The organism is Burkholderia sp. ABCPW 111 (assembly GCF_000773065.1).
GTDB lineage: Bacteria > Pseudomonadota > Gammaproteobacteria > Burkholderiales > Burkholderiaceae > Burkholderia > Burkholderia savannae.
Genome location: NZ_JPWT01000080.1, coordinates 20903 through 37180, shown reverse-complemented (window position 1 = coordinate 37180; position 16278 = coordinate 20903). Strand labels below are relative to the sequence as shown.

General features: G+C 68.0%; 16 protein-coding genes. 10 read left to right on the top strand and 6 right to left on the bottom strand.

What is annotated here, in order from left to right; translation table 11 throughout:
• The first annotated feature begins 45 nt into the window (after positions 1-45).
• Complete coding sequence (locus tag X946_RS18760) at positions 46-1404, top strand: sigma-54-dependent transcriptional regulator (protein WP_038750598.1); 1359 nt, start codon at positions 46-48, stop codon at positions 1402-1404.
• Between the two features lie 77 nt (positions 1405-1481).
• Here the strand turns inward: X946_RS18760 and X946_RS18755 are convergent, their stop codons facing one another.
• Entirely contained in the window at positions 1482-2018 is a 537-nt protein-coding gene (locus X946_RS18755; RefSeq protein WP_038750595.1) for a TlpA disulfide reductase family protein, read from the bottom strand.
• Positions 2019-2329: 311 nt separating this feature from the next.
• Between X946_RS18755 and X946_RS18750 the strand changes: the two genes are divergently transcribed.
• Positions 2330-2881 (top strand): hypothetical protein, encoded by a 552-nt coding sequence (locus X946_RS18750; RefSeq protein WP_038750592.1) that lies wholly within the window; start codon positions 2330-2332, stop codon positions 2879-2881.
• Between the two features lie 673 nt (positions 2882-3554).
• Here the strand turns inward: X946_RS18750 and X946_RS18745 are convergent.
• The gene (locus X946_RS18745) at positions 3555-4391 is read right to left on the bottom strand and encodes a thioesterase II family protein (RefSeq protein WP_081989791.1); all 837 of its coding nucleotides are present in this window, start codon (positions 4389-4391) and stop codon (positions 3555-3557) included.
• Between the two features lie 513 nt (positions 4392-4904).
• Here X946_RS18745 and X946_RS18740 point away from each other — a divergent pair.
• Positions 4905-5348, top strand: a complete 444-nt coding sequence (locus tag X946_RS18740) for a GNAT family N-acetyltransferase (RefSeq protein ID WP_038750589.1) — start codon at positions 4905-4907, stop codon at positions 5346-5348.
• A 114-nt stretch (positions 5349-5462) separates the two neighbouring features.
• On the opposite strand, the gene X946_RS18735 is transcribed toward X946_RS18740, so the two are convergent.
• A complete protein-coding gene (locus X946_RS18735) occupies positions 5463-7037 on the bottom strand; it encodes a YifB family Mg chelatase-like AAA ATPase (protein ID WP_038750585.1) in 1575 nt (524 codons plus the stop codon).
• Between the two features lie 141 nt (positions 7038-7178).
• Complete coding sequence (locus tag X946_RS18730; protein ID WP_004198021.1) at positions 7179-7430, bottom strand: accessory factor UbiK family protein; 252 nt, start codon at positions 7428-7430, stop codon at positions 7179-7181.
• 365 nt (positions 7431-7795) lie between these two features.
• On the opposite strand from X946_RS18730, the gene X946_RS18725 reads away from it, so the two are divergent.
• The 7 genes from X946_RS18725 to ptsP all read left to right on the top strand — a co-directional run bounded on the left by X946_RS18725 (position 7796) and on the right by ptsP (position 15208).
• Positions 7796-8134, top strand: coding sequence for a P-II family nitrogen regulator (locus X946_RS18725; RefSeq protein WP_027789049.1), 339 nt, complete (start codon positions 7796-7798; stop codon positions 8132-8134).
• A 32-nt stretch (positions 8135-8166) separates the two neighbouring features.
• Positions 8167-9663, top strand: coding sequence for an ammonium transporter (locus X946_RS18720; protein ID WP_038750581.1), 1497 nt, complete (start codon positions 8167-8169; stop codon positions 9661-9663).
• 321 nt (positions 9664-9984) lie between these two features.
• Positions 9985-11274, top strand: coding sequence for a glutamate--cysteine ligase (gshA, locus tag X946_RS18715; RefSeq protein ID WP_038750578.1), 1290 nt, complete (start codon positions 9985-9987; stop codon positions 11272-11274).
• A gap of 27 nt (positions 11275-11301) precedes the next feature.
• The gene (gshB, locus tag X946_RS18710; RefSeq protein ID WP_038750575.1) at positions 11302-12258 is read left to right on the top strand and encodes a glutathione synthase; all 957 of its coding nucleotides are present in this window, start codon (positions 11302-11304) and stop codon (positions 12256-12258) included.
• Between the two features lie 170 nt (positions 12259-12428).
• Complete coding sequence (locus X946_RS18705) at positions 12429-12893, top strand: PTS sugar transporter subunit IIA (protein WP_038750572.1); 465 nt, start codon at positions 12429-12431, stop codon at positions 12891-12893.
• Positions 12894-12969: 76 nt separating this feature from the next.
• The gene (locus tag X946_RS18700; protein ID WP_010101417.1) at positions 12970-13239 is read left to right on the top strand and encodes an HPr family phosphocarrier protein; all 270 of its coding nucleotides are present in this window, start codon (positions 12970-12972) and stop codon (positions 13237-13239) included.
• 178 nt (positions 13240-13417) lie between these two features.
• Positions 13418-15208, top strand: a complete 1791-nt coding sequence (ptsP, locus tag X946_RS18695) for a phosphoenolpyruvate--protein phosphotransferase (protein ID WP_186448546.1) — start codon at positions 13418-13420, stop codon at positions 15206-15208.
• Positions 15209-15313: 105 nt separating this feature from the next.
• Here ptsP and X946_RS36575 read toward each other — a convergent pair whose 3' ends face one another.
• Together X946_RS36575 and X946_RS18690 are read right to left on the bottom strand one after the other, a co-directional pair.
• A complete protein-coding gene (locus tag X946_RS36575; RefSeq protein ID WP_268811009.1) occupies positions 15314-15448 on the bottom strand; it encodes a hypothetical protein in 135 nt (44 codons plus the stop codon).
• Positions 15445-16203, bottom strand: coding sequence for a HesA/MoeB/ThiF family protein (locus tag X946_RS18690; RefSeq protein ID WP_038750567.1), 759 nt, complete (start codon positions 16201-16203; stop codon positions 15445-15447). The genes X946_RS36575 and X946_RS18690 overlap by 4 nt, the downstream gene beginning before the upstream one ends.
• Positions 16204-16278: the final 75 nt, after the last annotated feature.

Genomic DNA, 16278 nt, shown 5'->3' with positions numbered 1-16278 from the left:
CGCGCGTCCGCGCGCGGCCCGCACAGCATCATTGGGTGACAGAAGATGGCGAACCGCCTGCAAGTGATCTACATCGAAGACGACGAGCTCGTGCGCCGCGCGGGCGTGCAGAGCCTGCAGCTCGCGGGCTTCGACGTCGTCGGGTTCGGTTCGGTCGAGGCGGCCGAGAAGGCGATCGTCGGCGATGCGGCCGGCGTGATCGTGTCCGACATCCGCCTGCCCGGCGCGAGCGGCCTCGATCTGCTGGCGCAGTGCCGCGAGCGCACGCCCGACGTGCCGGTCGTGCTCGTCACCGGGCACGGCGACATCTCGATGGCCGTGCAGGCGATGCGCGACGGCGCATACGATTTCATCGAAAAGCCGTTCGCGGCCGAGCGCCTGATCGAGACGGTGCGGCGCGCGCTCGAGCGGCGTGCGCTCGTGCTCGAGAACCACGCGCTGCGGCGCGAGCTCGCGGGGCAGGGCGTCGTCGCGCCGCGGATCATCGGCACAAGCCCGGCGATCGAGCAGGTCCGGCGGCTGATTGCGAACGTCGCGCCGACCGACGCGTCGGTCCTCATCAACGGCGACACGGGCGCCGGCAAGGAGCTGATCGCGCGCAGCCTGCACGAGCTGTCGCCGCGCCGCGACAAGCCGTTCATCGCGGTCAACTGCGGCGCGCTGCCGGAGCCGATGTTCGAATCCGAAATGTTCGGCTACGAGCCGGGCGCGTTTACCGGTGCGGCGAAACGCCGAATCGGCAAGCTCGAATACGCGTCGGGCGGCACGCTGTTCCTCGACGAGATCGAGAGCATGCCGCTCGCGCTGCAGGTGAAGCTGTTGCGCGTGCTGCAAGACGGCGTGCTAGAGCGGCTCGGCTCGAATCAGCCGATTCGCGTGAATTGCCGCGTGATCGCGGCGGCGAAGGGCGACATGAGCGAGCACGTCGCGGCCGGCACGTTCCGGCGCGATCTGCTGTATCGCCTCAATGTCGTGACGATCGCGCTGCCGCCGCTCGCCGAGCGCCGCGAGGACATCGTGCCGCTCTTCGAGCACTTCATGCTCGACGCGGCGGTTCGCTACGGGCGCCCCGCGCCGCTTCTCACCGATCGGCAGCGCGCGAGCGTGATGCAGCGCGACTGGCCGGGCAACGTGCGCGAACTGCGCAACGCGGCCGACCGCTTCGTGCTCGGCGTGACGGAGGGCATCGTCGGCGACGCGGGCGCAGGGGACGCGCAAGAGGATGCCGGGCAGTCGCTCAAGGAGCGCGTCGAGGAATTCGAGCGGGCGGTGATCGCCGAGACGCTGAACCGCACGGGCGGCGCGGTCGCCGCGACGGCCGACAAGCTGCACGTCGGCAAGGCGACGCTCTACGAGAAGATGAAACGCTACGGATTGACGGCGAAGGGAGAAACGGACCGCTGACGCGGCCCGTCGTCGAGCGATCCGTTCGAGTTCGAGGGGAGGCGGCGCGGCCGGAAGGCTTGCGCGCTTGCGTGCTTTTATGCGCTCGTGTCGAGCGCCTTTTGCAGCAGCTGGTCGAGCTCCGCGAACTGCGGCGCGCCGACGTAGCGCTTCAGGATCTTGCCGTCCTTGCCGATCACGAACGTCGTCGGCGTCAGCTGAACGTTGCCGAACTGTTTCGCGACGCTGCCGTCGTCGAGCGCGACCTTGAACGGCAGCTGGCGCGTTTGCGCGTAGTTCGCGACGTACATCGGCGGATCGTAGTTCATCGCGACCGCGACGAATTCGAGCCCCTGGCCCTTGAAGCGGTTGTACGTTTCGACCATCTGCGGCATTTCCTGCATGCAGGTCGCGCAGCTCGTCGCCCAGAAGTTGACGAGATAGACCTTGCCCTTCAGATCGGCGGCGGTCGAAATCTTCTGGCCGGACAACAGCGTAAACGTTGCTTCGGGCGCGCTGGACTTGCCGTTGAACGCGAAATAGCCGGCGACGGCGATCGCGACGGCGGCGACGGCGATCGCCACGTAGCGCAACGGGCCGGCGCGGCGGCCGGTGGGGGCGGGAGCGGGGCTCATCTGCAAGACCTCTGGAATGCGGACTCCGGGCGACGCCGCGCGGGGCGTCCGACCGGTGCGAACGGCGCTCATTGTACCGTCAATCTGGCGCGCGCACCGGCGCCGCGCGTTCGCGCCGGCCGGCATAATGCGGCTTCGTTCAACGTTCATTGCTACCCGTTTTCTTCATGATTCGTGCCGCTCTTCGCCACGCGCGCTCGCTTCGTCCGCTTCGTCGGCCCGGGGTGGCCGGCCTGTCGGCTCCTTTACGCCCGCGGCGGCCGGCGCGCACGCTTGTCGCGTCGTTCGGCGCCCGCGCGCGCCGCGCGGCCATGGTGCTCGGCGCGCTCGCGTCGCTTGCCGCCTGCTCGCCCGCTTACGACTGGCGCACGCTGCACAACGACGCCGGCTACACGATCGATCTGCCGGCCAAGCCGACCGTCGAAGAGCATCCGGTCGCGATCGGCGGGGCGCCGATGAAAATGCGGATGCAGGCGGCGCACGTTGGCGGCGCGGTGTTCGCGGTCGGCACGGTGATGCTGCCGGACGATCGCGACGCGACCCAGCACGCGGTGCTCGACTATCTGCGCACTGGTTTGGCGCGCAATCTGCGCACGCAGCCCGCCGAGCAGGCGGTGCTCGTGCCGCTCGCGGCCGGGGGCCAGGCGGCGGGCGTCGAGCTGCGGATGAGCGGAGCGCCCGACGGCGCGTCCGGCGCGCAGGGGCAGGCGGGCGGGGCGTCGTCCGGCGTGCGAGCGTCGAAGACGGTGATTGCGCGGCTCGTCGCGCATGGCCGGCACGTGTACGAAGTGATCGTGATATCCGATGCGCCGCTCGCATCCGAGCCGCTCGAACAATTTTTCGGCTCGTTAAAACTCGATTGATCGGGCGACGCAGGCCGCCTAAGAGCCGATGCGAAAGTGAAAGTTCCTTCGCAAGAACGGTGGCTAATCGCCGGATTTTGCGGGATTTTTCCGGCTATCCACAGACTGTGTGGATAACTTTGTTGAAAAGTTCGGCGGGTGGGCGGCAAAGGCCCACCGGAGGGGCTTTCAGTTAGATTGCCCGCAATCTTCGCACTTGCAAAAAATCAATAAAATCAATGCATTGCAAAATAGGCTTCAAGTGATCGGTGGGGCGCGCGATAGTCGGGTCGGTTTCCGCTAATTGTGCATAAGTCAAGTCTTGACAGGCATTTTTTTGCCAATCGATCGAAAGTGGCCGACCTCGAAGCTGTGCGCGGAGGGCCGCTGACGGCGGGGGGAGGCCGGCTCCGGCGGTCTCCGCTCGCCTCGCGCGGCGCGTTGGCCGACGTCGGCTGGCCGGCTGGAGGAGGAATGGGCCGGAAAAGGGGGCCGGAAAAAGGGGGCCGGAAATGGGGCGGGAAAGGGCCGGCCGGCAGCTTGCCGGCGCGTTCGCGCATCGAGCGCCGATGTGGCGATCGCACGTTCGCGCGCCGCGCTTCGGTGCTCGTCTGATCGCGGGCGAGGTCCGCCGGGCCGTGACGCGACGCCTGAACCACATTTGCCGGGCAAACGAAAGCGCCGGGCGTTGCGGCTAACCGGCGCAGCGCGCTCCGTCGAATATGCCGGCGCCCGTGCCGCCTTCCTCCGGTTGCGGGGTGGCTGGCAGGCTCGAGCGCCGTTCGTGCTTCGTCAATGCGGCTTCTATCGCGTCGCGGACCGCGGACGGGGTGTCAAGCAGATAGAAATGTCCGCCGTCGAACGTCTTGCGTTCGATCGGGAGCGTCGACGCGCGCCGCCAGTCGTGCAGCCCGTCCTCGGACAGCACCGCATCGCGTTTGCCGGCGAAGACCGTGACGGGCACGGGCAGCGGCGTCGGCGACGCGAGTGGGAAGAACGCCTCGACGATCCGGAAATCCGCCTTCGCGAGCTTCAGCAGGATCGCGCGCAGCTCGTCGTGCGCGAAGACTTCGGGCGGCGTGCCGCCGAGCGACGCGAGATGATCGACGATCGCCGCGTCGGGACGCGCGTGGACCGGATGCGCGCGGCGTCGCGACGCCGCAAACGGCGAATCGGCTCCCGACACGCCGAGCCAGCGCGGCGGACGCCCGAGTTGCGTCATATCGTGCGCGAAGCAATACGCGACGAGCGCGCCCATGCTGTGGCCGAAGATCGCGTAATCGGCCGGAAGCTCGGGGGCGAGTTCGCGCAGGTAGTCGCGCAGTTGCGGCAGCGTGTCGAATGCGGGGCGGTGGAGGCTTCTGCCGCGGCCCGGCAGCTCGACGAGCCACACCTCGATGTGGGCCGGAAACGCGGCCGCCCATCTGTAGTAATTCGTCGCGGAGCCGCACGCGTGATGGAACATCAGCAGCCGGTGCCGCGCGCGTTCGCGCCGGTCGGGAATGGTGAGGGTGCCGGGCAGCAAGGCCATGCGCGATCGCTCCAGTCAGGGAAGGCCAATCTTGGACGGTCCGGCGGCGCCGCGAATGCTCGCGGCGCGGGACGCCGGACGGTGTCGTCGTTGAGGTTCGGTGCGTCAATCGGCGTACTATATTACGATTTGCCGCTGCTTCCCGTCGTCGCTTCGCGGTACGATCGCCCGGCCTGGCCGCGCCCTCTTCCTCGGCGGCAGCGCGTCGGGCGCGGAGATTACCGGACCCATTGCGCGACGCTCGCGTGGCGGCGAGCGACGATTCCGGAACGCATTTCGAACGCCTTTCCGCGTTTGCGTCACGCAGGCGCCGCTTGAAAATCGCTGCTTGAATGGCGGCGATCGCCGGCCGTGCGAGGGCGTCGATCGACCGGTTGCCGAGGCGATGATTTCGTGCCGCTCGTAACCCGGTGGGCATCCCGATCGCGGCTCGGCACGGTCCGTCAAGCAGGCGTCAAGCAGGCGCCGAGATGGCCATGGATACTTCTTTGCCTACCGTCCGCGGATACGACCATGACGATTCTCGTTCGCGCCGCCGCCCCCGCCGACCAGCCCGCGTTGCGCCGGCTCTATTTGCGCGCGCGCCGCGGCACGTTCGCCTGGTTGCCCGCCGACGGCTTCGCGCTCGATGATTTCGACGAACACACCCGAGGCGAATCGCTGCTCGTCGCGCAAGCGCCGCGCGAGGGCATCGTCGGCTTCATTTCGGTGTGGGAGCCCGACTGCTTTCTCCACCATCTGTACGTTGCGGGTTCGCGGCTGCGCGAGGGAATAGGCAGCGCGTTGCTGCGCGCGCTGCCCGGCTGGCCCGCCACGCGCTATCGGCTCAAATGCCTGCGATTGAACGAGCGCGCACTCGCGTTTTATCGCGCACACGGGTTCGTCGAGATCGATTCGGGCGTATCCGAGGACGGCGACTATCTGCTGCTGGAACTCCGCCCGACGGGCGGCCGATGACGTGCGGCCGCCGAGCGGCTCGCGACGGCGCCGCGGCGCCGCGCATTCGAGCCTGCATCGCCGAGCGCGCCGTTCTTCCTGTCGCCGGGCGGCGGACTGTCGTGCGATAGGCGCTCAGGCGGGCGAAAACACCCTTCGATACCGGATCGCCTCGGCGATCTGCCCGGCGCTCGGCGATTCGTCGCCCGCGAGATCCGCGATCGTCCGCGCGACCTTCAGCACCCGGTAGTGCGCGCGCGCCGACCAGCGGAACCGCTCGCCCGCTTCGCGCAGCAGCGTCTCGCCCGTGCTGTCCGGACGGCAGAACGTATCGGTTTCGCGCCCCGTCAGCATGTGATTGGTCTTGCGCTGCCGCGCGAATTGCCGCACGCGCGCGTGCGCGACGCGCTCGGCGACGGCCGCGCTCGATTCGCCCGCCGCCGCCGGCCGCTCGGCCAGCTCGGCGGGCGTGAGCGCGGGAATTTCGATCTGGATGTCGATGCGGTCGAGAAGCGGCCCGGACAGCTTGCGCAGATAGCGCGCGGCGACGTCGGGTGAGCAGCGGCAACGGCCGCCGGGGTCGCCGCGCCAGCCGCAGGGGCACGGATTCATCGCCGCGATCAGCTGGCATGCGGCCGGGAAATCCGCCTGCAGCGCGGCGCGCGAGATCGTGATGCGGCCCGCCTCGAGCGGCTCGCGCAGCGTCTCGAGCACGTGCCGGTCGAATTCGGGCAGCTCGTCGAGGAACAGCACGCCGAGGTGCGCGAGCGTGATTTCGCCCGGCTGCGGCGGATTGCGCCCGCCGACGAGCGCGGCCGAACTCGACGAGTGGTGCGGCGCGCGAAACGGACGCCGCCGCCATTGCGCGGGCGAGAAGCCCGCGCGGCTCGATGAAAGAATCGCGGCGGACGTCAGCGCCTCGTCGTCGTTGAGCGGCGGCAGGAGGCCCGGCAGACGCGCGGCGAGCATCGACTTGCCCGCTCCCGGCGGCCCGATCATCAGCATGTGATGGCCGCCCGCCGCCGCGACTTCGAGCGCGCGCTTCGCGCCCGTCTGGCCGATCACGTCGGCGAGGTCGGGGGCGGATGCGGCAGGCAGATCGTCGAGGCGGGGTGCGGCGACGGGCGCGAGCCGCCCGTCCGGCGCGCCGGCGAGATGCGCGCACAGCGCGGGCAGATCAGCCGCGCCGTACACCGTCACGCCCGGCGCGAGCGCCGCTTCGCCCGCGCTCGGCAGCGGCAGGTAGAGCTCGGCGGCGCTCGGCGCCGCCGCCGGTTCGCCATCCGCCACCAAACCGGTTTCGTCCGCCTGCTGCGCGCGCGCCGCGCCGCACGCCATCGCGAACGCACCGCGCATCGGGCGCAGCGCGCCCGTCAACGAGAGCTCGCCCGCGAACTCGCGGCCATCGAGCGCATCGGCCGGAAGCTGGCCGCTCGCGGCGAGAATGCCGAGCGCGATCGGCAGGTCGAAGCGGCCGGACTCCTTCGGCAGGTCGGCGGGCGCGAGGTTGACGGTAATGCGCCGCACGGGGAATTCGAAGCCGCAATTCTGCAGCGCGGCGCGTACGCGCTCGCGACTTTCGCGCACCTCGAGATCGGGCAGCCCGACGATCGAGAACGAGGGCAGCCCGTTGGCGAGATGGACTTCGACGGTGACTTCCGGCGCGCGGCCGGCAGCGGGCGCGCGGCTGCGCACCACGGCAAGCGACATGATTCGACTCCGCGTGGACCGGACCGGGCGGCGCGGATGGCGCCGCCCGTGGCGTCCGGAGATTGGTTTCGATGCGCGCTTGCCGGCGTGGCGCGAGCTGCTGGGATGGGCCGCTTCAGCGAATGCGAGCGGCGGCGGCCGTCACGATTGGACGTCGGCCAGTTTCTGTTCGAGCTCGGCGACGCGCTTCTCGAGTTCCTCGAGCCGCGCGCGAGTGCGCGCGAGCACTTGCGCCTGCGTGTCGAATTCCTCGCGGGTGACGAGATCGAGCTTCGAGAAGCCCTGCGTGAGCATCGCCTTCACGTTGCGCTCGACATCCTTGGCCGGCGAGTTTTTCAGCAGATCGCCGATACGCGCCTGCAGGTCGTTGAAAACGTCGCTGGGTTGCTTCATGGTGTTCCCCTTCCAGATGCACAAAATCTGTGCAATAGCCGTTGCCGTCGTGCCCACGAATCGCGCATGACCGAAATTGGTGCGCTCGCAGGCCCGTTTTCCGGGCATTCGATCGCGTGAAGCCGCGTTCGCCGTGCGCCGGACGTGCGTGCACTCTAGCAACCTTCCTTTCAGTGCGCCAGCAAACCGGGCCCGCGTTGGCCGTTCGGCCAAGGCGCGCTTGCGTTCGCGCAAGCGCGCATCCGTGGCGGAAATCTGCCTGAAAGCCTTTCAAGACCTGCATGAGCCGACATGGCATGCGAGTTGCTGTAGATGTTCCGCTACACATTGCTGCACTGATGGGACAACCATAGCGAGAGGACTTCATGAAACTGATTACCGCAATCATCAAGCCGTTCAAGCTCGATGAGACGCGCGAGGCGCTCTCGGCCCTCGGCGTCTCGGGCATCACGGTGACGGAGGTCAAGGGGTTCGGCCGCCAGAAAGGGCACACCGAGCTGTACCGCGGCGCCGAGTACGTCGTCGATTTCCTTCCTAAGATGAAAATCGAAGCCGCGGTGTCGGACGATCTCGTCGATCAGGCCGTCGAGGCGATCGAGCGTGCGGCACGCACGGGGAAGATCGGCGACGGCAAGATCTTCGTCACGGCGATCGAGCAGGTGATTCGGATCCGTACCGGGGAGACGGGCGCTGACGCCCTGTAACAAGAGACACGAGCGATAAGAGGAAATCCAAGATGCGCAAAATACTGATGTCACTGTTGATGGCCGGCTCGCTGCTTGCGGGCGGCATCGGCGCCGCGATGGCCGACGACGCGTCGTCGGCACCCGCAGCCGCCTCGGCCGCAGCGGCTTCCGACACGTCGGCGAGCGCCGCCGCCGCGTCCGCGCCTGCCGCCTCGGCGCCGGCCGCATCCGCGCCGGCCGACGCATCCGCGGCCGCTTCGGCCGCCGCGCCGGCATCGGCCGCCGCCGCACCCGCCGCGCCGACCGCGCCGTTCTCGGTCGATTCGTCGAAGATCAATTCGGGCGACACCGCGTGGATGCTGACGTCGACCGCCCTCGTGCTGTTCATGACGATTCCGGGCCTCGCGCTCTTCTACGGCGGCATGGTTCGCAAGAAGAACGTGCTCGCCACCGTGATGCAGAGCTTCGCGATCACCGCGCTGATCACGGTGCTCTGGACGGTCGTCGGCTACAGCCTCGCGTTCACGCCGGGCAACGGCTTCATCGGCGGCTTCTCGCGCGTGTTCCTGTCCGGGATGAACTACATCCACGGCGACAAGGCGACGACGCTCACCGTCAGCCACCTCGCGCCGACGATTCCCGAGACGGTCTACTTCGTCTACCAGATGACGTTCGCGATCATCACGCCCGCCCTCATCTGCGGCGCGTTCGCCGACCGGATGAAGTTCTCGGCGATGCTCGTGTTCATGACGCTCTGGTCGCTGATCGTCTATGTGCCGATCGCGCACATGGTCTGGGAACCGACCGGCTGGCTGTCGGCCGACGGCGTGCTCGACTTCGCGGGCGGCACGGTCGTTCACATCAACGCCGGCATCGCGGGCCTGATGTCGTGCCTCGTGCTCGGCAAGCGCGTCGGCTACGGCCGTGAGGCGATGGCGCCGCACAACCTCGTGCTGACGCTGATCGGCGGCTCGATGCTGTGGGTCGGCTGGTTCGGCTTCAACGCGGGCTCCGCGGTCGCGGCGGACGGCCGTGCCGGCTTCGCGATGCTGACGACGCAAGTGGCGACCGCGTGCGCCGCGCTCGGCTGGATGTTCGCCGAGTGGATCGCGAAGGGTAAGCCCTCGGTGCTCGGCATCGTGTCGGGCGCGGTGGCGGGCCTCGTCGCGATCACGCCGGCGGCCGGCTTCGTCGGCGTCGCGGGCGCGCTCGTGATCGGCATCGCCGCGGGCGTCGTGTGCTTCTGGTCGGCCACGTGGCTCAAGTCGAAGCTCGGCTACGACGATTCGCTCGACGCGTTCGGCGTGCACGGCGTGGGCGGCATTCTCGGCGCGCTGCTGACGGGCGTGTTCGCGGTCAAGGACATCGGCGGCGCCGACGGCAGCCTGCTGCTGCAGGCGAAGGGCGTGCTGATCACGCTCGTCTACAGCGGCATCGTGAGCTTCGTGCTGCTGAAGGTGATCGATCTCGTGATCGGCCTGCGCGTGACGGAGGAAGAAGAACGCGAGGGCCTCGACGTGATCCTGCACGGCGAGCACGTCGAATAATCGGATTCATCCCCGAACCCGGGACGGCGCGGCGCACGCACGCTTCGCCGCCCGACGGACAGAATGAGCGCAGCGACTTCGACCCGCCTTCCCGGCGGGTTTTTTTTCGTCTATTCGCGCGTTGCCGCATGCGGCGCCGACATCGCGCGCTGCGGCAAACACCCGTCTGAAGCCCGTGCGGCAAGGGCGCGCGCGATAACCCTTCGGCCTATCGGGTCAATAGCGACAATCATGCGGTAAATCCTTGCGATCGCGGGAACAATCCCCAAATGCACGGGGCAATTGCTCTACAATCTTTTTTCTCCCGTCCGCGAGTTACACATGGTTCCCCATCTCGTTACGGCGTTAAACGGCCCGCTGCTCGAGCTCGAGCGGAAGATCCTCGACGCCACGCCTGCGATCGAACGCTGGTTCAGGCTCGAATGGCAGGAACACACGCCGCCGTTTTATTGTTCGGTCGATCTGCGCAACGCGGGTTTCAAGCTCGCGCCCGTCGACGCGAACCTGTTTCCGGGCGCGTTCAACAACCTGCCGCCCGAAGTGCTGCCGCTCGCCGTGCAGGCGGCGATGGCCGCGATCGAGAAGATCTGCCCCGACGCGAAGAACCTGCTCGTGATTCCCGAGCTGCCGACGCGCAACGCGTTCTATCTCGAGAACGTCGCGCGCCTCGCGACGATCATGCGCCAGGCGGGGCTGAACGTGCGCTTCGGCTCGCTCGATCCGAGCATCGCCGACATCACGCCGATCACGCTAGCCGACGGCCAGAAGATCGTGCTCGAGCCGCTCGAGCGCACGCCGCGCCGCCTCGGCCTGAAGAATTTCGATCCGTGCTCGATCCTGCTCAACAACGATCTGTCGGCAGGCATTCCGGGCGTGCTGGAAAATCTGCACGAGCAGTATCTGCTGCCGCCGCTGCACGCCGGCTGGGCGGTGCGCCGCAAGTCGACGCACTTCTCCTGCTATGACGACGTCGCGAAGAAGTTCGCGAAGATGGTGGGCGTCGATCCGTGGATGCTGAACCCGTATTTCTCGCACGTCGAAGGCGTCGACTGGCATGAGAGCGACGGCGGCGAGGCGCTTGCCGACGCGATCGACGCGGTGCTCAAGAAAATCGCGCGCAAATATCGCGAATACGGGATCGGCGAGAAGCCGTACGTCGTCGTGAAGGCGGACGCGGGCACGGCGGGGCGCGGCGTGATGACCGTGCACGACGCGTCCGAGATCGGCCGGATGACGAAGCACGAGCGCGCGCAGATGGCCGAATCGAAGGCGGGCGTGCCGGTGCGCGACGTGATCGTGCAGGAAGGCGTCTATACGTTCGAGCGGATCGGCGACGAGGTGGCCGAGCCCGTCGTCTATATGATCGACCGTTACGTGGTGGGCGGGTTCTACCGCACACACGGCGCGCGCGAGCGCGACCAGAATCTGAACGCGCCCGGCATGCACTACGTGCCGCTCGGCTTCGAGCACACGGCGCTGCCGGACACGCACGCGAAGCCCGGCGCCGCGCCGCCGAACCGCTTCTACATGTATGGCGTCGTCGCCCGGCTCGGGCTGCTCGCGTCGTCGGTCGAGCTCGAGAAGACCGACCCGGAAGCGATCCAGGTGTGACGCCTCCCTTCTAGCATCAGGACCCGCATGGACATTCTCTTTATCGCCGACCCGCTCGAGCGCTTCAAGATCTACAAGGACTCGACCTACGCGATGATGGCCGAGGCGGCGCGGCGCGGGCATGCGGTGTACGCGTGCGAGCCGAACCAGCTTGCGTGGACGGGCGCGGGCGTCGAGGCCGACGTGCGCCGCGTGACGATCGCGGGCGACACGGCCGATCTGCATCGCGACCGCTGGTACGAAGCAGGGGCGCACGAATCGCGCGCGTTGCCGTCGTTCGGCGCGATCCTGATGCGCAAAGATCCGCCGTTCGACATGGAGTACGTGACATCGACGTGGCTGCTCGAGCTTGCCGAGCGCGCGGGCGCACGCGTGTTCAACAAGCCGCAGACGATCCGCGATCATTCCGAGAAGCTCGCGATCGGCGAGTTCGCGCAGTTCGTCGCGCCGTCGCTCGTCACGCGCGACGCGGCGCGGCTGCGCGCGTTCCACGCCGAGCATGGCGACGTGATCCTGAAGCCGCTCGACGGCATGGGCGGGATGGGCGTGTTTCGCGTGAAGCCCGACGGCATGAATCTCGGCTCGATCATCGAGATGCTGAGCCACGACGGCGCGCGATCGGTGATGGTGCAGAAGTTCATCCCGGAGATCAAAGCCGGCGACAAGCGCATTCTGCTGATCGACGGCGAGCCGGTGCCGTATTCGCTCGCGCGGATTCCGCAGGGCAACGAGGTGCGCGGCAATCTCGCGGCGGGCGGCGTCGGTGTCGCGCAGCCGCTCACCGAGCGCGACCGCGAGATCGCGGCGACGCTCGGCCCGGTGCTCGCGGCGCGCGGCTTGCTGCTCGTCGGGCTCGACGTGATCGGCGACTGGCTGACCGAGGTGAACGTCACGAGCCCGACTTGCTTTCGCGAAATCATGGAGCAGACTGGATTCGACGTCGCCGGCATGTTCGTCGACGCATTGGAGCGCGCGGTCGGCTGACGCGCGCACGGTTGGGCGGCGGCTGCGCAGGCCCCCGTCGCCGGACCGGTTCGGCCGGCTAGGCACGCTCGGCCGGACAGGCTCGACTGGCCTGCTACAATGCCCGTTCGCCGGCACGGTTTTTCGTGCGCCAGGCCCGGCGGTCGGGCCGAACACGTTGCAAGGCTGACATGGCAGGCATTCTCATCATCGCGCATGCGCCGCTCGCTACCGCTTTGCGGGACTGCATCGCGCATATCTACGGCGGGCTGCCCGCGCGGATCGGCTGCATCGACGTACAGGCGGAAAACGATCCGGCCCAGGTGATGGCGTTCGCGCACGCGGAACTCGCGCGTCTGAAGGAAGAAAACGGCGCGCTCGTGCTGACCGACATGTACGGCGCGACGCCCGCGAACATCGCGGGGCAGCTCGCGAAGGTCGAGGGCGTGCGGGTGCTCGCGGGCGTCAATCTGCCGATGCTCGTGCGCGCCGTGTGCTACCGGACGACGCCGCTCGACACGCTCGTCGACAAGGCGCTCGCCGGCTCGACGAAGGGCATCCACGAGATCGCGGCCGGCACGCCGCCGCGCGCAAGCGCGCTTGGCTGCGGCGAATGCGCGCCGATTCCGCCGGAGCCGAAGGCGCAGCCGCACTGAGCCTGCGCACCGATTCGCATTACCCCAGTGCGGCCGGCAGGCCGGCCGCAGCCCGTTTTGACCTCATCGGAACACCATGCTTCAACAAGAAACGACCATCGTGAACAAATTGGGGCTCCATGCGCGCGCGTCGGCCAAGCTCACGCAGCTCGCGGGCAATTTCCAGTCGGAAGTCTGGATGACGCGCAACGGCCGCCGGATCAACGCGAAGAGCATCATGGGCGTCATGATGCTGGCGGCGGGCATCGGCAGCACGGTGACGATCGAGACCGAAGGGCCGGACGAGCGCGAGGCGATGGATGCGCTTCTCAAGTTGATCGCCGACAAATTCGGCGAAGGGCAGTGACGCCGCGGCGGCACGCCGCTCAGCTATCCAGCGAGAATGCCGCGCGACGCCGCGGCATTTTTTTCGTCACGTGACGCCGCGCCGCGATGCTGCGCCGCACGCAGTCAGATGGCGGGCGCGGAATTTATAATCGGTGGTCGGGGTCATAAGCGCATCGCAGCGGTGCGCCGCGGCTCACGTGATCAAGGAGGTGCGCGTGTCTTTCACGCTGCATGGCATTCCCGTTTCAAGAGGCATCGCGATCGGAAGAGCGTATCTGATCGCGCCGGCGGCGCTCGACGTCGCGCATTACCTGATCGAGGTCGAGCGGATCGAGGCCGAGATCGAGCGTTTCCGTACGGCGCTCGGCGCGGTGCGCCGCGAACTCGACGAGCTGCGCGCCGATTTGACCGACGAAACGCCGACCGAAGTCGCGGCTTTCATCGACGTGCACGCAATGATTCTCGGCGACGCGATGCTCGTGCAGGAAACCATCGACCTGATCCGCACGCGCCGCTACAACGTCGAATGGGCGCTGACCGAGCAGCTCGACGTGCTCGCCAGCCACTTCGACGACATCGAGGACGAATACCTGCGCGAGCGCCGCGCGGACATCGAGCAGGTCGTCGAGCGGGTGCTGAAGGCGCTCGCGGGCGCGCCGTCCGCCGCGCAGGCGCTCGACTGCGCCGCGGGCAACGGCCACGACGAGATGATCGTGGTGGCGCACGACATCGCGCCCGCCGACATGATGCAGTTCAAGACGCAGGCGTTCCAGGCGTTCGTCACCGACCTGGGCGGGCGCACGTCGCACACGGCGATCGTCGCGCGCAGCCTCGGAATTCCGGCCGCGGTCGGCGTCCAGCATGCGAGCGCGCTGATCCGCCAGGACGATCTCATCATCGTCGACGGCGACCAGGGGATCGTGATCGTCGATCCCGCGCCGATCGTCCTCGAGGAATATTCGTACCGGCAATCGGAGAGGGCGCTCGAACAGCGCAAGCTGCAACGGCTCAAGTTCTCGCCCGCGCTGACGCTCTGCGGCGCGAAGATCGATCTCCTCGCGAACATCGAACTGCCCGACGACGCGAAGGCGGCCGTCGACGCGGGCGCGGTCGGCGTCGGTCTGTTCCGCTCCGAGTTCCTGTTCATGAGCAAGAACCGGATGCCGGAGGAGGAGGAGCAGTTCGCCGAGTACAAGCGCGCGGTCGAGCTGATGCGCGGCATGCCCGTGACGATCCGCACGATCGACGTCGGCGCGGACAAGCCGCTCGACATGCACGACGAAGGCTACGAGACCGCGCCGAACCCGGCGCTCGGCCTGCGCGCGATTCGCTGGAGCCTGTCGGAGCCGCAGATGTTCCTCACGCAGCTGCGCGCGATCCTGCGCGCGTCGGCGTTCGGCCAGGTGAAGATCCTGATCCCGATGCTCGCGCACGCGCAGGAGATCGACCAGACGCTCGACCTCATCAACGAGGCGAAGCGGCAGCTCGACGCGGCGGGGCTCGCGTACGATCCGAACGTGCGTGTCGGCGCGATGATCGAGATTCCGGCCGCGGCGATCGCGCTGCCGCTGTTCCTGAAGCGCGTCGATTTCCTGTCGATCGGCACGAACGACCTGATCCAGTACACGCTCGCGATCGACCGCGCGGACAACGCGGTCGCGCATCTGTACGATCCGCTGCACCCGGCGGTGCTGCACCTGATCGCGTTCACGCTGCGCGAGGCGAAGCGCGCGGGCGTGCCGGTGTCGGTGTGCGGCGAGATGGCGGGCGATCCGGCGTTGACGCGCCTTTTGCTCGGCATGGGGCTCACCGAGTTCTCGATGCATCCGAGCCAGTTGCTCGTCGTCAAGCAGGAGATCTTGCGCGCGCATCTGAAGGCGCTCGAGAAGCCGACCGCGGACGTGCTCGCGTCGTTCGAGCCGGAAGAGGTGCAGGCGGCGCTCAATCGCCTCGCGAGCGCCGAGCCTCGGGCCGACGTCGCGGCCTGATTTGGCGGCGCGCGTGGGCGCGCATTCGTCAGCGGAGGCGGAAGGCGGGGCGCGAGCGGCGGGATCGCTTGCTTGTCGCCGTTCGCTCGAAAGCGCGATCGCGCGTCATGTTTCCATGCCGAAGCCGAAGCCGAAGCCGAAGCCGAAGCCGAAGCCGAAGCCGAAGCCGAAGCCAACGCCAACGCCAACGCCAACGCCAACGGTTGCGGCGACACCCTGCGCCGCCGCCGCCTCGCTCAATGCGCGCCGCCCGCGCCGCACACCGGGCAATCCGGCTGCCGCGCGATCTTCATCGTGTTCCATTCCATCCGCAGCGAGTCGAGCATCATCAGCCGGCCGACGAGCGTCGTGCCGATTCCGCCGATCACGCGCAGCGCCTCGGCCGCCTGCATCGCACCGATGATGCCGACAGTCGGCGCGAACACGCCCATCGTCGAGCACGCGACCTCCTCGAACGGCTGATCTTCCGGAAACACGCACGCGTAGCAGGGCGAGCCCGGATCGCGGAAGTCGAACGTGCTGATCTGCCCGTCGAAGCGCAGCGCCGCGCCCGACACGAGCGGCACCCGGTGCTCGACGCATGCGCGGTTGATCGCGTGGCGCGTCGCGAAATTGTCGGTGCAGTCGAGCACGACGCTCGCTTGCGGCACATGCGCGTTCAGCCACGCATCGTCGACGCGCTCGGCCACCGCGTTCACCTTCACGTCGGGATTGAGCCGCGCGAGCGCGTCGCGCCCCGATTCGACCTTCTTGCGGCCCACCGACGCGCTCACGTGCAGGATCTGCCGCTGCAGGTTCGTGAGGTCGACCGTGTCGGCGTCGACGAGCGTGATCGTGCCGACGCCCGACGCCGCGAGATACATCGCAGCGGGCGATCCGAGCCCGCCCGCGCCGACGACGATCGCATGCGCGTCGAGAAAGCGCTGCTGCGCTTCGATGCCGATTTCGTCGACGAGGATGTGGCGGGAATAGCGGAGGAGTTGATCGTCGTTCATCGTGGGCCGCGGGGCGGAGAAACGGTCTCGAACATTATTCTAGGCGCACAAAGAAAACGGGCCATCGCGGCAAGC

Coding starts and splice junctions, on each gene's coding strand:
- X946_RS18760 (WP_038750598.1), top strand. CDS start 46: ATGGCGAACCGCCTGCAAGTGATCTACATCGAAGACGACGAGCTCGTG.
- X946_RS18755 (WP_038750595.1), bottom strand. CDS start 2,018: ATGAGCCCCGCTCCCGCCCCCACCGGCCGCCGCGCCGGCCCGTTGCGC.
- X946_RS18750 (WP_038750592.1), top strand. CDS start 2,330: ATGGTGCTCGGCGCGCTCGCGTCGCTTGCCGCCTGCTCGCCCGCTTAC.
- X946_RS18745 (WP_081989791.1), bottom strand. CDS start 4,391: ATGGCCTTGCTGCCCGGCACCCTCACCATTCCCGACCGGCGCGAACGC.
- X946_RS18740 (WP_038750589.1), top strand. CDS start 4,905: ATGACGATTCTCGTTCGCGCCGCCGCCCCCGCCGACCAGCCCGCGTTG.
- X946_RS18735 (WP_038750585.1), bottom strand. CDS start 7,037: ATGTCGCTTGCCGTGGTGCGCAGCCGCGCGCCCGCTGCCGGCCGCGCG.
- X946_RS18730 (WP_004198021.1), bottom strand. CDS start 7,430: ATGAAGCAACCCAGCGACGTTTTCAACGACCTGCAGGCGCGTATCGGC.
- X946_RS18725 (WP_027789049.1), top strand. CDS start 7,796: ATGAAACTGATTACCGCAATCATCAAGCCGTTCAAGCTCGATGAGACG.
- X946_RS18720 (WP_038750581.1), top strand. CDS start 8,167: ATGCGCAAAATACTGATGTCACTGTTGATGGCCGGCTCGCTGCTTGCG.
- gshA (WP_038750578.1), top strand. CDS start 9,985: ATGGTTCCCCATCTCGTTACGGCGTTAAACGGCCCGCTGCTCGAGCTC.
- gshB (WP_038750575.1), top strand. CDS start 11,302: ATGGACATTCTCTTTATCGCCGACCCGCTCGAGCGCTTCAAGATCTAC.
- X946_RS18705 (WP_038750572.1), top strand. CDS start 12,429: ATGGCAGGCATTCTCATCATCGCGCATGCGCCGCTCGCTACCGCTTTG.
- X946_RS18700 (WP_010101417.1), top strand. CDS start 12,970: ATGCTTCAACAAGAAACGACCATCGTGAACAAATTGGGGCTCCATGCG.
- X946_RS18690 (WP_038750567.1), bottom strand. CDS start 16,203: ATGAACGACGATCAACTCCTCCGCTATTCCCGCCACATCCTCGTCGAC.